14 protein-coding genes are annotated in these 15,431 nt (G+C 61.9%); 9 read left to right on the top strand and 5 right to left on the bottom strand.

Annotated elements, in window-relative coordinates:
• Positions 1–154: 154 nt before the first annotated feature.
• A complete protein-coding gene (locus PSH86_RS04530; protein ID WP_163855317.1) occupies positions 155–871 on the bottom strand; it encodes an SIMPL domain-containing protein in 717 nt (238 codons plus the stop codon).
• Between the two features lie 355 nt (positions 872–1,226).
• On the opposite strand from PSH86_RS04530, the gene PSH86_RS04535 reads away from it, so the two are divergent.
• The 4 genes from PSH86_RS04535 to PSH86_RS04550 all read left to right on the top strand — a co-directional run bounded on the left by PSH86_RS04535 (position 1,227) and on the right by PSH86_RS04550 (position 5,754).
• Positions 1,227–2,486: an ATP-binding protein gene (locus tag PSH86_RS04535; RefSeq protein WP_116834169.1), complete on the top strand. Its 1,260-nt coding sequence runs from the start codon at positions 1,227–1,229 to the stop codon at positions 2,484–2,486.
• Positions 2,483–3,043 carry a response regulator transcription factor gene (locus tag PSH86_RS04540; RefSeq protein WP_305488171.1) on the top strand — a complete coding sequence of 187 codons (561 nt, stop codon included), beginning with the start codon at positions 2,483–2,485 and terminating at the stop codon, positions 3,041–3,043. The genes PSH86_RS04535 and PSH86_RS04540 overlap by 4 nt, the downstream gene beginning before the upstream one ends.
• A 92-nt stretch (positions 3,044–3,135) precedes the next feature.
• Positions 3,136–4,863 carry an ABC transporter ATP-binding protein/permease gene (locus tag PSH86_RS04545; protein ID WP_109753527.1) on the top strand — a complete coding sequence of 576 codons (1,728 nt, stop codon included), beginning with the start codon at positions 3,136–3,138 and terminating at the stop codon, positions 4,861–4,863.
• A 144-nt stretch (positions 4,864–5,007) separates the two neighbouring features.
• On the top strand, positions 5,008–5,754 hold the full coding sequence (locus PSH86_RS04550; RefSeq protein WP_072410832.1) for a FadR/GntR family transcriptional regulator: 747 nt from the start codon (positions 5,008–5,010) through the stop codon (positions 5,752–5,754).
• A gap of 240 nt (positions 5,755–5,994) precedes the next feature.
• Here the strand turns inward: PSH86_RS04550 and PSH86_RS04555 are convergent, their stop codons facing one another.
• Complete coding sequence (locus PSH86_RS04555) at positions 5,995–6,336, bottom strand: hypothetical protein (protein WP_163855312.1); 342 nt, start codon at positions 6,334–6,336, stop codon at positions 5,995–5,997.
• 366 nt (positions 6,337–6,702) lie between these two features.
• On the opposite strand from PSH86_RS04555, the gene kdgD reads away from it, so the two are divergent.
• From kdgD to PSH86_RS04580, 5 genes are all read left to right on the top strand, one after another.
• Positions 6,703–7,614, top strand: coding sequence for a 5-dehydro-4-deoxyglucarate dehydratase (gene kdgD, locus PSH86_RS04560; protein WP_014336610.1), 912 nt, complete (start codon positions 6,703–6,705; stop codon positions 7,612–7,614).
• Between the two features lie 129 nt (positions 7,615–7,743).
• On the top strand, positions 7,744–9,189 hold the full coding sequence (locus PSH86_RS04565; RefSeq protein ID WP_060739176.1) for an aldehyde dehydrogenase family protein: 1,446 nt from the start codon (positions 7,744–7,746) through the stop codon (positions 9,187–9,189).
• An 86-nt stretch (positions 9,190–9,275) separates the two neighbouring features.
• Positions 9,276–10,640 (top strand): MFS transporter, encoded by a 1,365-nt coding sequence (locus PSH86_RS04570; protein WP_109753530.1) that lies wholly within the window; start codon positions 9,276–9,278, stop codon positions 10,638–10,640.
• A gap of 13 nt (positions 10,641–10,653) precedes the next feature.
• The gene (garD, locus tag PSH86_RS04575) at positions 10,654–12,207 is read left to right on the top strand and encodes a galactarate dehydratase (protein ID WP_116834171.1); all 1,554 of its coding nucleotides are present in this window, start codon (positions 10,654–10,656) and stop codon (positions 12,205–12,207) included.
• Positions 12,208–12,464: 257 nt separating this feature from the next.
• Positions 12,465–13,406, top strand: coding sequence for an AEC family transporter (locus PSH86_RS04580; protein WP_109753533.1), 942 nt, complete (start codon positions 12,465–12,467; stop codon positions 13,404–13,406).
• A 131-nt stretch (positions 13,407–13,537) separates the two neighbouring features.
• On the opposite strand, the gene PSH86_RS04585 is transcribed toward PSH86_RS04580, so the two are convergent.
• Genes PSH86_RS04585 through PSH86_RS04595 form a run of 3 tightly spaced genes read right to left on the bottom strand, consistent with a single transcriptional unit; the run spans position 13,538 to position 15,403 of the window.
• Entirely contained in the window at positions 13,538–13,918 is a 381-nt protein-coding gene (locus PSH86_RS04585) for a carboxymuconolactone decarboxylase family protein (protein WP_076383558.1), read from the bottom strand.
• Complete coding sequence (locus PSH86_RS04590) at positions 13,915–14,976, bottom strand: calcium/sodium antiporter (RefSeq protein WP_109753534.1); 1,062 nt, start codon at positions 14,974–14,976, stop codon at positions 13,915–13,917. Before PSH86_RS04590 ends, PSH86_RS04585 begins: the two co-directional genes overlap by 4 nt.
• Positions 14,977–15,025: 49 nt before the next feature.
• Entirely contained in the window at positions 15,026–15,403 is a 378-nt protein-coding gene (locus PSH86_RS04595; protein WP_109753719.1) for a septal ring lytic transglycosylase RlpA family protein, read from the bottom strand.
• Positions 15,404–15,431: the final 28 nt, after the last annotated feature.

Here is a 15,431-nt window from a genome sequence, read left to right on the forward strand (position 1 = left end):
TGGGCCGCGAAGCGGCCCCAACAGCAGCGACGCCATTCAACTGACACACCTAGGTGTCAGGTTTGGGTCTGCTGCGCAGCCCAGCGGGAGCAAGCTCCCTCGCCACGGGGAATTTTGTTGCTGGGTGTTAGCGTTCAACCAGTACGAAACGGGTTTACTGCATCAGTACCTCAATCGCCCCATCCGCCGTCATGCTGACCTGGCTGGTGCCCGCTTCCACTTCCGGCGTAACCGACTCAGCATCCATGGACGCCGCTTTCATCATCATCTGCGGGCGCATGAACGGCTGTGGATAACCGTTGGTGTTGAAGTTCAGGTTGACGATTTTGTAGCCCTTGCCGCCCAGGGCGTCGGTGGCCAGTTGGGCGCGGGCCTTGAAGGCGTTGACGGCGTCTTTGAGCAGGGCGTCTTCGCTGCTTTGGCGCACGGCGGTCGAGATGGCGAAGTCCATGCCGCCCATTTTCATATCGGTGAGCAATTCGCCGGTGAGTTTGGACAGGGCGGCGAAGTCGGCGCTTTCCAGGCGCAGTTCGGCGCGTTCACGCCAGCCGGTGATTTTCCCGCCTTTGTTGTCGTAGATCGGGTAGCTGCTGCGGCTGCCCTGGCGCAGGGTGATGTCCTTGACCTGTTTGGCCTGGCCGATGGCTTTGTTCAGTGTGGTGCTGACGGCTGCGGCGAGTTTGGCCGGGTCGGTGTTCTGTTCCTCGGTGTAGAGGGTGACGATCATCAGGTCGCGCGCCACGTCCTTGTTGACTTCGGCGCGTAGGGAAATCTGGTTGTAATGCAGCTCATCGGCGGCCAGGGCCGGCAGGCTGGCGAGGGTGCCGAGGCTGAGGGCGAGCAGGGCGGCGGGGCGACTGAACGTGTGCATGAAAGCTCCTTGGGATGAGGCGCAGGGGTAAGGTCCGGGCCTGCGTGAACGGTAAGACTCTAGCTTTTATGGGTGGGTTCGCACAGTTACAACTTCTATACAGATTGCGGGTGGGAGGCTTTTTGTGGCGAGGGGATTTATCCCCGCTGGGCTGCGCAGCAGCCCCAATAGTGTCATGACACTGTGATGGCCGATCTTTTGGGGGCGCTTCGCGCCCCAGCGAGGATAAATCCCCTCGCCACAAGGTCATGCAGCGAGGCTGGAAGCTGTGGCGCTTTGCCGCATATCTGCCGCTGCAACCCGTGCCTTGGTTATACTCCGTGCGATCCGCCTGGAGCGCTCATCAGGAGAGCTCATGCTCGCCCCTTTGCAAATGACTTCCGCCTCTCGCCAGAACCTCTGGCGCCTGACGTTTATCCGCATTCTGGTCCTGGCGGCCCAGGCCGGGTCCGTGGGGCTCGCCTATTGGTTCGACCTGTTGCCGCTACCCTGGCTGCAATTGGCGATCACCCTGGTCTGTTCCAGTGTGCTTTGCGCGCTGACGGCGATTCGCCTGCGCACTTCGTGGCCGGTGACCGAGCTCGAATACGCCGTGCAACTGGCCTGTGACCTGTTTATCCACAGCGCGTTGCTGTATTTCTCCGGCGGTTCCACCAACCCCTTCGTTTCCTATTACCTGGTGCCGCTGACCATCGCCGCGGTGACGTTGCCATGGCGGTTTTCGCTGATCCTTTCGGGCATCGCCCTGGCGCTGTACACCTTGCTGCTGGCGCGTTTCTACCCGCTGGAAACCTTCCCCATCGCCCGGGAAAACCTGCAGATCTACGGCATGTGGCTGAGTTTCGCCCTGGCCGCGGCGGTGATCACGTTTTTTGCCGCGCGCATGGCCGAGGAACTGCGCCGCCAGGAAGAACTGCGGGCCATCCGCCGCGAAGAGGGCCTGCGCGATGAGCAATTGCTGGCCGTGGCGACCCAGGCCGCTGGCGCCGCCCATGAATTGGGCACGCCGCTGGCGACCATGAGCGTGTTGCTCAAGGAGATGCGCCAGGATCATCACGACCCGGCACTGCAAGAGGACCTGGGCGTGTTGCAGGATCAGGTCAAGCTCTGCAAGGAAACCCTGCAGTACCTGGTGCGCGCCGCCGAGGCCAATCGCCGGCTGGCCATCGATATGCAGGACGTCACTGACTGGCTCGATGAGGCGCTGAACCGCTGGCACCTGATGCGCCCGGAAGCCAGTTACCGCTTCCAGCGCCTGGGCCAGGGCCCGGTGCCGCGCATGGCACCGCCGCCGGACCTGACCCAGGCGTTGCTGAACCTGTTGAACAACGCTGCCGATGCCTGCCCCGAAGGGCTGGAAGTGGCGCTGGACTGGAACGCCTATGAGCTGACCATCAGCATCCGCGACCACGGCGCCGGTGTCCCGTTGGCGATCGCCGAGCAGATCGGCAAGCCGTTCTACACCACCAAGGGCAAAGGCTTCGGCCTCGGCCTGTTTTTGAGCAAAGCCAGCGTGACACGCGCCGGCGGCTCGGTGAAACTCTACCCCCATGAGGAAGGCGGCACGCTCACCGAGCTGCGCTTGCCCCATGCCGACCGAGGAGACGAAACATGAGTGACGAGATCCAAGTCGACGGCGAAGATCTGCCGCACCTGTTGCTGGTGGATGACGACGCCACGTTCACCCGCGTGATGGCCCGGGCCATGTCCCGTCGCGGCTTTCGCGTGAGCACCGCCGGCTCCGCCGAGGAGGGCCTGGCCCTCGCCCAGGCCGACCTGCCGGACTACGCCGCCCTGGACCTGAAAATGGACGGCGATTCCGGCCTGGTGTTGCTGCCCAAGTTGCTGGAGCTGGATCCGGAGATGCGCGTGGTGATCCTCACCGGCTATTCGAGCATCGCCACCGCGGTCGAGGCGATCAAGCGCGGTGCGTGCAATTACCTGTGCAAACCGGCGGACGCCGATGACGTGTTGGCGGCGCTGTTGTCCGAGCATGCCGACCTCGACACCCTGGTGCCGGAAAACCCCATGTCGGTGGATCGCCTGCAATGGGAACACATCCAGCGGGTGCTGACTGAACACGAAGGCAATATCTCCGCGACGGCCCGCGCCCTGGGCATGCACCGGCGGACCTTGCAGCGCAAATTGCAGAAGCGCCCCGTGCGTCGCTGAACCTGCGCTGAACAAATGTTGTCCACCCTCGCGATAAATCGGGCCGTTGCTCTATGATCGGCCCGAGTTCTTTTCTCTATTGAGCCTTAACCATGAATCAGAACGCTGAATATTCCGCGGTCAATGACGCGGTGCGCGGGCAGTTTTTCCGTCGTGTCTGGCAAATGACCACGCCATACTGGCGCAGTGAGGAGAAGGGCAAGGCCTGGACGTTGTTGATCGCTGTCATCGCACTGTCGCTGTTCAGCGTGGCGATCTCGGTGTGGATCAACAGTTGGTACAAGGATTTCTACAACGCCCTGCAAGAGAAGAACAGCGCGGCGTTCTGGCAGTTGATCCTGTATTTCTGCGGCATTGCGGCGGTGGCGATCCTGGGCGCGGTGTACCGCTTGTACCTGACGCAGATGCTCACCATTCGCTGGCGGGCCTGGCTGACGGAGCAGCACTTTGCCCGTTGGCTCAATGACAAGAACTATTACCGGCTGGAGCAGGGCGGTTATACCGATAACCCGGACCAGCGGATTTCCGAAGACCTCAACAGCTTCACCACCAATACCCTGAGCCTGGGCTTGGGATTGCTGCGCACCGTGGTCAGCCTGGTGTCGTTCTCGATCATTTTGTGGGGCGTTTCGGGCAGCATCGAAGTGTTCGGCTACACCATCCCGGGCTACATGTTCTGGTGCGCGCTGGTGTACGCGGCGGTGGGCAGTTGGCTGACGCACCTGATCGGCCGACGCCTGATCGGGCTGAACAACAACCAGCAACGCTTCGAAGCCGACCTGCGTTTCTCCATGGTGCGGGTGCGTGAAAACGCCGAGAGCATTGCGCTGTACAACGGCGAGCCGAACGAGAACCGCCGCCTGAGCGGGCGTTTCGGCCTGGTCTGGCATAACTTCTGGGACATCATGCGAGTGTCCAAGCGCCTGACGTTCTTCACTTCCGGCTATGGCCAGATCGCGATCATCTTCCCGTTCATCGTCGCCGCGCCGCGTTACTTCGCCGGCAAGATCCAACTGGGCGAGCTCATGCAGATCAACTCGGCCTTCGGCAATGTGCAGGAGAATTTCAGCTGGTTCATCAGCGCTTATGCCGACCTCGCCGCGTGGCGCGCCACCTGTGATCGTCTGCTGAGCTTCCGCCAGGCCATGAGCGACAACGAAGACCGTGTGCCGGCCATCGACGTGCAAAACCAGGGCGACGCATTGAAGGTGCGCAACCTGGGGCTGGACCTGGCCGACGGCCGTCATTTACTTGATAACGCCGATATGAGCGTGGCGCCGGGCGAGCGGGTCATGCTCAGCGGTCGTTCCGGCAGCGGCAAATCCACCCTGTTTCGCGCGATGGGGCATTTGTGGCCAGCGGGGCACGGGACGATCCGGCTTCCGGCGGCGCGTTATCTGTTCCTGCCGCAGAAACCCTATCTGCCGATTGGCAGCCTGCGCGAAGTACTGAGTTATCCACAGGCTGGCGACGTCTACCCCAACGAACGTTATGCACAGGTGCTGGAAACCTGCCGCCTGCCGCACCTGGTCCCGCGGTTGGATGAAAGCAACCACTGGCAGCGCATGCTCTCGCCCGGTGAGCAACAGCGCCTGGCGTTTGCTCGCGCATTGCTTTATGCCCCGCAATGGTTGTACATGGACGAAGCCACGTCGGCGATGGATGAAGAAGACGAGGCGACGCTGTACCAGGCGCTGATCGACCAGTTGCCGGGCCTGAGCATTGTCAGCGTTGGCCATCGAAGCAGTTTGAAACGTTTCCACCCGCGACATGTGCGGATCGAAAATGGCCAACTGGTGGAGCGCACCGTGACCGCCTGAACACTACAAAACCTGTGGGAGCGAGCCTGCTCGCGATGAAGGCGACTCGGTGTCAGTACCAGACTTGCCACCGCACCCACGGTGATCGTACAACCACGTTGCGCTATGATGATGCCATTCAGCCGCTTGCCGAGACACAGACCCATGGAAAACCCGATCGACGTACCACGCCTTCCCCGCAAACGCCGCAGCCTGGCGCAGGAGCTGGTGACGGTGCTGACCGAGCAGATTCGCGACGGTCTGCTCAAGCGTGGCGATAAATTGCCAACCGAGTCGGCGATCATGGAAGCCCATGGCGTCAGCCGCACCGTGGTGCGCGAGGCGATTTCCCGGTTGCAGGCGGCCGGCCAGGTGGAAACCCGCCACGGCATCGGCACCTTCGTGCTGGACACCCCGAGCCCGAGCGGTTTCCGCATCGACCCGGCCACGGTGGTCACCTTGCGGGACGTGCTGGCGATCCTGGAGTTGCGCATCAGCCTGGAAGTGGAGTCCGCTGGGCTGGCGGCGCAGCGCCGTAGCGATGAGCAACTGGCGACGATGCGCGCCGCCCTCGATGCCTTGAAGGAAAGCGCCGCCCATGCCAGCGATGCGGTGGCTTCGGACTTCGCCTTCCACCTGGAAATCGCCCTGTCCACCGGCAACCGTTATTTCACCGACATCATGACCCACCTGGGCACCAGCATCATCCCGCGCACCCGGCTGAACTCGGCGCGCCTGGCCCACGATGACCACCAGCACTACATGGATCGCCTGAGCCGCGAGCACGAGGAAATCTACGAAGCCATCGCCCGCCAGGACTCCGACGCCGCCCGGGCGGCCATGCGCTTGCACCTGACCAACAGCCGTGAGCGGCTGCGCCAGGCCCATGAAGAGGCGCAGGCGCAGGGTTAGGTTCTGCCAGTTGAGAAGAGGTGAGTCACTGTTCTGGCTGGAGCGGGGCATGATTTCTGTGGCGAGGGGATTTATCCCCGCTGGGCTGCGAAGCAGCCCCAAAGCAGTCGACCCAATCCTGATATCCAGAGGTATCAGTTTGGGGGCGCTTCGCGCCCCAGCGGGGATAAATCCCCTCGCCACAAGAGAATGGTGTCTGGCTTTGTATCTGGGTGTCTGTCTGATAGTAGGCGACCAGCCTTATGCCTCAACCCGCAACATTTGCGGCTCGGATTGATCGTTGTCCCAGCCGGCCTCGTAACTGACCTCGTAACGAAGCTCAACCAATTTGCCTTCGAATGCCATCAAGTCGGCGTTGGTTAAAGTCAATGTCACATCCTTGCGTGGCGTAGACTCCTCGCCCTCAGTCAGGGCGGCAAAAGCGCCCACACGTTTGGAGTCGAGGGTCAATTGGGCTGACGAGTTCGGTTCGAAATCTGCATTCGGAATCTCTATGGTCAACGTCTCGATCTTCGACAAGCGGATCGTGACCTCTTCATTGGCTGGAAAATCCTGAAGCGTCGGCTTCGCATACGTCGTCATGATTTCACTCCCTGTGAGGCGGCCCTGGTCGTCGCGTGCGGGCGGGCTCACTAAAAGATTGAAAAAGCACACGGCCGGGCGTGGCGCGGCCATACGGGGGTTATGCCCCCCTTGCCGTGGCGATGCCTACTGGCAGAGTTGACAGTGGCGATGAATGGTCCCGGCCTCGGCCGACAAGTTTCATCCTCTTCCAATCCCCTCAAAGTCCCGATTTACAAGGCTTCGCGACAAATCCCCCAGCCCCGGCACCCGACAAAAGACGAAATGCAGTTGACGTTCACATTTTAAGTTGTACGATGACCTACAACTTCTGGCCGAAGCTTAACCATTTCATACACATCATTTGCGTCCCAGGGTGTTCGAATAATGAATCCACAAGAACTGAAGTCCATCCTCTCGTCTGGCCTGCTGTCGTTCCCGGTCACCGATTTCACTGCCCAAGGCGATTTCAATCGCGACAGCTACATCAAGCGCCTCGAGTGGCTGGCCCCGTATGGCGCCTCTGCACTGTTCGCAGCGGGCGGCACCGGTGAATTCTTCTCCCTGGCCGCCAGCGAGTATTCGCAGGTCATCAAGACCGCTGTCGATACCTGCGCCACCAGCGTGCCAATCCTTGCCGGTGTCGGCGGTGCCACCCGCCAGGCCATCGAATACGCTCAAGAAGCCGAGCGCCTGGGTGCCAAAGGCCTGTTGCTGCTGCCGCACTACCTGACCGAAGCCAGCCAGGACGGCGTTGCCGCCCACGTTGAAGCCGTGTGCAAATCGGTGAAGATCGGCGTGGTGGTGTACAACCGCAACGTCTGCCGCCTGAACGCCACTCAGTTGGAACAACTGGCCGAGCGCTGCCCGAACCTGATCGGCTACAAGGATGGCCTGGGCGATATCGAACTGATGGTGTCGATCCGTCGTCGTCTTGGCGATCGCTTCAGCTACCTGGGCGGCCTGCCGACTGCGGAAGTCTACGCCGCGGCCTACAAGGCCCTGGGCGTGCCGGTGTACTCCTCGGCGGTGTTCAACTTCATCCCGAAAACCGCGATGGACTTCTACCACGCCATTGCCCGCGACGATCACGAAACCGTGGGCAAGATCATCGACGACTTCTTCCTGCCTTACCTGGACATCCGCAACCGCAAGGCCGGTTACGCGGTGAGCATCGTCAAGGCTGGCGCGAAGATCGTTGGCTATGACGCAGGCCCGGTGCGCACGCCGCTGACCGATCTGTTGCCAGAAGAGTACGAAGCCCTGGCCGCGCTGATCGACAAGCAAGGCAAGCAGTAACAAACCCGATGAGGCCGCTGAGTAATCAGCGGCTTTTTACGTAAGGTTTGTTCGTCCCCACGCTCCAGGTGGGAATGCCACCAGGGACGCTATGCGTCCCTAGACAGCTTTTGTAGAAGGAGTAGCTCCGTGGCAGATTCAAAGCGTTTCGATAACTACATCAACGGTCAGTGGGTGGCCGGTGCCGACTATTGCACCAACATCAACCCGTCTGACTTGTCCGATGTCATTGGTGAATACGCCAAGGCTGATGCAGCGCAAGTCAATGCCGCCATCGAAGCCGCCCGCGCCGCGTTCCCGGCCTGGTCGACCTCGGGCATCCAGGCCCGTCATGATGCGCTGGACAAAGTCGGCAGCGAGATCCTCGCCCGCCGTGAAGAACTCGGCCAACTGCTGGCCCGGGAAGAGGGCAAGACCCTGCCCGAAGCCATTGGCGAAGTGACCCGCGCCGGTAACATCTTCAAGTTCTTCGCCGGTGAATGCCTGCGCCTTTCGGGCGATTACGTGCCGTCGGTGCGCCCGGGCGTCAACGTCGAAGTGACCCGCGAAGCCCTCGGTGTGGTCGGTCTGATCACCCCGTGGAACTTCCCGATCGCCATCCCCGCGTGGAAAATCGCTCCGGCCCTGGCCTACGGTAACTGCGTGGTGATCAAACCCGCCGAGTTGGTGCCGGGCTGCGCCTGGGCCCTGGCCGAGATCATTTCCCGCGCCGGTTTCCCGGCCGGTGCGTTCAACCTGGTGATGGGCAGCGGCCGCGTGGTCGGCGAAGTGCTGGTCAACAGCCCGAAAGTCGACGGCATCAGCTTTACCGGTTCGGTGGGTGTGGGCCGGCAGATCGCGGTCAACTGCGTTTCGCGCCAAGCCAAGGTGCAGTTGGAGATGGGCGGCAAGAACCCGCAGATCATCCTCGACGACGCCGACCTCAAGCAGGCCGTCGAACTGGCGGTGCAGAGCGCGTTCTACTCCACCGGCCAGCGTTGCACGGCTTCGAGCCGCCTGATCGTCACCGCCGGCATCCACGACAAGTTCGTCGCGGCCATGGCCGAGCGCATGCAGTCGATCAAGGTCGGTCATGCGTTGAAGGCTGGTACTGACATTGGCCCCGTGGTTTCCGAAGCCCAGCTCAGCCAGGACTTGAAGTACATCGACATCGGCCAGAGTGAAGGCGCGCGGCTGGTCAGCGGCGGTGGCCTGGTGACGTGCGACACCGAAGGTTATTTCCTGGCGCCGACCCTGTTCGCCGACAGCGAAGCCTCTATGCGCATCAGCCGCGAAGAGATCTTCGGCCCGGTGGCAAACGTCGTGCGTGTGGCCGACTACGAGGCGGCGCTGGCGATGGCCAACGACACCGAGTTCGGTCTGTCCGCCGGTATCGCCACCACCTCGTTGAAGTATGCCAATCACTTCAAGCGCCATTCCCAGGCGGGCATGGTGATGGTCAACCTGCCGACCGCCGGCGTGGATTACCACGTGCCATTCGGCGGGCGCAAAGGTTCGTCCTATGGTTCGCGTGAGCAAGGTCGCTACGCGCAAGAGTTCTACACCGTGGTGAAGACCTCTTACATCGGATCGTAAACGCAACACCGGCCGGAGCTGGATTTCCAGCCCCGGCCGTACAATCTGCTGACCCGCATAAAAATAAATAGTGGGAGTACTTTTACATGCAAGCGACCAAGCCGACTCACGTCCGCTATTTGATCCTGCTCATGCTGTTCCTGGTGACGACGATCAACTATGCCGACCGTGCCACCATCGCCATCGCAGGCTCCAGCCTGCAAAAAGACCTCGGCATCGACGCCGTCACCCTCGGTTATATCTTCTCCGCTTTCGGCTGGGCCTACGTGGCCGGGCAGATTCCCGGCGGCTGGCTGCTCGACCGTTTCGGGTCGAAAAAAATCTATGCCTTGAGCATTTTCACCTGGTCGCTGTTCACCGTGCTGCAAGGCTATGTCGGTGAATTCGGCATGTCCACGGCTGTGGTTGCGCTGTTCATGCTGCGCTTCCTGGTAGGGCTGGCCGAAGCGCCGTCCTTCCCGGGCAACGCCCGAATCGTCGCCGCCTGGTTCCCTACCGCAGAACGCGGCACGGCCTCGGCGATCTTCAACTCGGCGCAGTATTTCGCCACCGTGTTGTTCGCACCGCTGATGGGCTGGATCGTCTACCGCTTCGGCTGGCAGCACGTGTTCATCGTGATGGGTGTGATCGGCATCGTGTTCTCGCTGATCTGGCTGAAGGTGATCTACAGCCCGCGTCAGCATCCGATGATCAACGAGGCCGAGTTCAATCACATCGCTGCCAATGGTGCGATGGTCGATATGGACCAGGACAAGGGCAAGGAAAAGAAAGCCGACGGTCCGAAGTGGGATTACATCCGCCAACTGCTGACCAACCGCATGATGCTCGGCGTGTACCTGGGCCAATACTGCATCAACGGTATCACCTACTTCTTCCTGACCTGGTTCCCGGTGTACCTGGTGCAGGAACGTGGCATGACCATCCTCAAGGCCGGTTTCATTGCGTCCTTGCCGGCGATCTGCGGTTTCATCGGCGGCGTGCTGGGCGGGGTGATTTCCGATTACCTGCTGCGCAAGGGCCACTCGCTGACCTTCGCCCGCAAGACGCCGATCATCGCCGGCCTGCTGGTGTCCAGCAGCATCGTGGCGTGCAACTACGTCGACATCGAATGGATGGTAGTGGGCTTCATGGCCCTGGCCTTCTTCGGTAAAGGCGTCGGCGCACTGGGCTGGGCCGTGGTCTCCGATACGTCGCCAAAACAGATCGCTGGCCTGAGCGGTGGCCTGTTCAACACCTTCGGCAACCTGGCATCGATCACGACACCAATCGTCATCGGCTACATCATCAGCGCCACCGGTTCGTTCAAGTGGGCACTGGTGTTCGTTGGTTGCAACGCGCTGGTGGCGGTGTTCAGCTACCTGGTCATCGTTGGGCCGATCAAGCGTGTCGTGCTCAAGGAACCCACGGCCAAGGATGCCGACATCTCCAGCCTGTCTGAAGCTAAATCCTGAAGGAGCGGCGTCAATGCAACTGATTGAACATGCCGATTCGCCCCGTTACATCCGCCTGCACGAGCGAGATAACGTGGTGATCGTCGTCAATGACCAGGGCGTACCAGCCGGGACCGAGTTCCCGGATGGCCTGGTCACCGTCGACTTTGTGCCGCAGAGTCATAAAGTCACCTTGCAAGACATTCCCGAGGGTGGCGAGGTGATCCGCTACGGCCAGGTCATTGGCTACGCGCTGCAACCGATCCCCCGTGGCAGTTGGGTCAAGGAAGACCAGTTGCGCATGCCCACCGCGCCGCCGTTGGACAGCTTGCCGCTGTCCACCGACGTGCCGACGGCCGATGCGCCGCTGGAGGGCTACACCTTCGAGGGCTATCGTAACGCCGACGGTACCGTCGGCACGCGCAACATCCTGGGCATCACCACCACCGTGCAGTGCGTCACCGGTGTGTTGGACCACGCGGTCAAGCGCATCAAGGACGAATTGCTGCCCAAATACCCGAACGTCGATGACGTGGTGGCGCTGACCCACAGCTACGGCTGCGGCGTGGCGATCACCGCCACCGACGCCTACATCCCGATCCGCACCGTGCGTAACCTGGCGCGCAACCCGAACCTGGGTGGCGAAGCACTGGTGATCAGCCTGGGCTGCGAGAAATTGCAGGCCGGGCAGGTGATGCATGAGAACGACAGTTCGGTGGACCTCAGCGAGCCGTGGTTGTATCGCTTGCAGGATTCCAGTCACGGCTTCACCGAAATGATCGAACAGATCATGGAGCTGGCCGAGACTCGCTTGAAGAAGCTCGACCAGCGCCGTCGCGAAACCGTGCCAGCCTCGGAGCTGATCCTGGGCATGCAGTGCGGTGGCAGCGATGCGTTTTCCGGCATCACCGCCAACCCGGCGCTGGGCTATGCCTCGGACCTGCTGTTGCGCGCGGGGGCGACGGTGATGTTCTCCGAAGTCACCGAAGTGCGCGATGCGATCTACCTGCTGACCTCCCGGGCACAAACCCAGGAGGTGGCCCAGGAACTGGTGCGGGAAATGGACTGGTACGACCGCTACCTGGCCAAGGGCGAGGCCGATCGCAGCGCCAACACCACGCCGGGCAACAAGAAGGGCGGGCTGTCGAACATCGTCGAGAAATCCCTCGGCTCGATCGTCAAGTCGGGCAGCAGCGCGATCAATGGCGTGCTCGGCCCGGGCGAGCGGTTCAAGCAAAAGGGCCTGATCTTTTGCGCCACACCGGCCAGTGATTTCGTCTGCGGCACGCTGCAACTGGCGGCGGGGATGAACCTGCATGTCTTCACTACCGGTCGCGGCACGCCGTACGGCTTGGCCATGGCCCCAGTGGTGAAGGTCTCGACCCGCACCGAACTGGCCCAGCGCTGGCCGGACCTGATCGACATCGACGCCGGCCGGATTGCCACCGGACGCGCCACCATCGAGGAGCTGGGCTGGGAGCTGTTCCACTACTACCTGGACGTGGCCAGCGGCAAGAAACAGACCTGGGCCGAGCGGCACAAGCTGTACAACGACATCACCTTGTTCAACCCGGCGCCGATTACCTGATGATTTCGTGATCGCTGGAGATCCTGTGTGGGAGCGAGCTTGCTCGCGATAGCGGTGGTTCAGCTTGGATTGATGTTGCATGTGCCGCCGTTATCGCGAGCAGGCTCGCTCCCACAGGGACTGGAGTGAATTCAGTTTCTGTGAGCCCCCAAAAAAATGTGGGAGCGAGCCTGCTCGCGATAACGCTCTACCAGACGCCAATGCCGTGAGTGGCTTATCATTAGCCACCTAACGACACCCCTCTGAAGGTCCTCGGCATGCTGGCAATTTTCCTCGAAACCCTGAACGTCACCGCGCCGGTGTTTGCCATGCTGTTTCTGGGGGTGTTGCTCAAGCGCATCGACTGGATCAACGACAACTTCATCCACATCGCCTCGTCCCTGGTGTTCAACGTCACCATGCCGGCGCTGTTGTTCCTCGGCATCCTCCATGCCGACCTGCATGCGGCGTTGCAGCCTGACCTGCTGATCTATTTCTCCGTCGCTACCCTGGCGAGTTTCGCCATGGCCTGGGGCTGGGCGATCTGGCGATGCCCGCGGGAAGATCGCGGCATCTACACCCAAGGTGCGTTTCGCGGCAACAACGGCGTCATCGGCCTGGCGCTGGCGGCGAGCATGTACGGCGACTACGGGATTTCCCTGGGGGCGATTCTCGCGGCGCTGGTGATCCTGTTCTACAACACCTTGTCGACCATCGTGCTGGCGGTCTACAGCCCAGTGATCAAGTCCGACCCGTGGAGCATCTGCAAAAGCGTGATCAGCAACCCGCTGATCATCAGTGTGATTGTCGCCACGCCGTTCGCCTACTGGCAGATCGGCCTGCCGAACTGGTTCGAGACCTCGGCCAAGTACTTGTCGCAAATGACCTTGCCCCTGGCGCTGATCTGCATCGGCGGCACACTGTCGCTGGCGGCCTTGCGCAAGAGCGGCAAGATGGCCTTGAGTTCGAGCCTGGTGAAAATGGTCGGCTTGCCACTGTTGACCACCCTCGGCGCCTGGCTCTGGGGCTTTCGCGGGGCGGAGCTGGGGATCCTGTTCCTGTACTTCGGCAGCCCCACCGCCGCCGCCAGCTTCGTCATGGCCCGGGCAGCCGATGGCAACCATGAACTGGCGGCGGCGATCATCGTCATCACCACCTTGATGGCAGCGATTACCACCAACCTGGGGATTTTTGTGTTGCAGTGGGGTGGGTGGATCTAGGTTCGAAGGTTGTGGTGTTCTTTAGGCCCAATCGCGAGCAGGCTCGCTCCCACAGAGCAGGTGTATCGGAATTTTATGTACACCGAAAATCCACTGTGGGAGCGAGCCTGCTCGCGATAGCGATCTAACGGTCACTCAGATTTCTGATAACTATCGATCACTTCCTGCGCCGCCCGAAACGCATCGATTGCCGCCGGCACGCCCGCATACACCGCGCAATGCAGCAACGCCTCGCGAATCTCTTCCACCGTGCAGCCATTGTTCAGCGCGCCACGTACGTGGCCTTTCAATTCCTGCGGGCATTTGAGGGCGGTGAGGGCGGCCAGGGTGATCAGGCTGCGGGTCTTCAGCGGCAGGCCTTCGCGGCTCCAGACGCTGCCCCAGGCATGTTCGTTGACGAAGTCCTGCAACGGTTGGGTGAATTCGGTGGCGTTGCCCAGGGCGCGGTCGACGAACGCGTCGCCCATGACCTGGCGACGCATGTCCAGGCCGGTCTTTGGAGTGTCGGTCATGGCAAATCCCTCTTGTGGTGTTGGCGGCGCCAGGCGCGCAGGGAGGTGAACAGCAAAAACGCGAGCAGGGTCGGCAGCACATAGAACAGCATCAGCCGTTCCAGTTGGCCGGCCAGGGGCATGCCGGTGGTGAACGCCACCACATGCAGCCCATAGGCCAGGTACAAGCCCAGGAACAGCAGGCCTTCGGCACGGGTGACACGGTAACCGGAATAGAACACCGGCAGGCACAGCACGGCGACGCCGAGCATTACCGGCAGGTCGAAATCCAGGGCGTTGGGCGAGACCGACAATGGCGAGGGTGCCGCCAGGGCGGTCACCCCCAGTACACCCAGCAGGTTGAACAGGTTGCTGCCGATCACGTTGCCCACCGCGATGTCCCGCTGCCCCCGCAGGGCGGCGATCAGCGAGGTGGCGAGTTCCGGCAGTGAGGTACTGACGGCGACGATGGTCAGGCCGATGATTCGCTCCGACAGCCCCAGGTCCGTCGCCACTTCCACCGCCGCACCCAACAGCAGGTGCCCGGCGAAAACCAGCATCGTCAGGCCCGTCACGATCATCGCCAGGCTTTTGGGCCAGGACATCTGCGCCATGTCGATACCCACGGTGTGCGGTCGTGCCGAATGCCGGGACTGGCGCAGCAACAGGCCCAGGTACACCGCCAGGGCCACCAGCAGCCATACGCCGTCCAGTCGGGTCAGTTCTTCGTTCCAGGCCAGCACGAACACCAGCAGGCTGGCACCGATCATCAACGGGATGTCCAGGCGCACCAGTTGGCGCGAAACGCGCAGCGGAATGATCAGCGCCGACAGCCCGAGGGTGACGAGGATGTTGAAGATGCTGCTACCGATCACGCTGCCCACGGCGATGTCGGCGTTCTGCGCCAGGGTCGCCTGCAGGCTGACGGCCATTTGCGGCGCACTGCTGCCGAAGGCTACGACGCTCAGGCCGATGATCAGCGGCCGGATTTGCAAGCGTGCCGCCAGGCCCACGGCGGCGCGTACCAGTAGCTCGGCACCGCCGACCAGCAACAGCAGGGCGCCGAACAGTTCGATCAGGCTGAGCAGCGGTAGGGCGGTGAGTAGGGAAATGGCCGGGCTCCGTCTATCAATCGTCGAGGGCTTGCACGCGCACCCGTGCGGTGCCGCTGCGCAACATGCCCAGTTGCTCGGCTGCTTCGCGGGATACGTCGATCAGGCGGCCTCGGGAGTATGGGCCACGGTCGTTGATGCGCACCACCACGCTGTTATTGTTGCCCAGGTTGGTGATTTTCACTCGTGTGCCGAACGGCAACTGGCGATGGGCGGCGGTCAGGCCATTCTGGTTGAAACGCTCGCCGCTGGCGGTGCGCTTGCCGTGGTGTTTTGCACCGTAATAAGAGGCGACGCCGGTCTGGTCGTAGCCGTGTGGATCGACCGTCCCGCTCTGGCTGGCGCAACCGGCCAGCAGGGACAGCAGGGCGCAGGCGCCGAGGAGACGCTTCATGTTCGGGGTTCCCACATCAATGGGGTTG

This window comes from Pseudomonas sp. FP2300 (assembly GCF_030687595.1).
GTDB classification, from domain to species: domain Bacteria; phylum Pseudomonadota; class Gammaproteobacteria; order Pseudomonadales; family Pseudomonadaceae; genus Aquipseudomonas; species Aquipseudomonas bijieensis.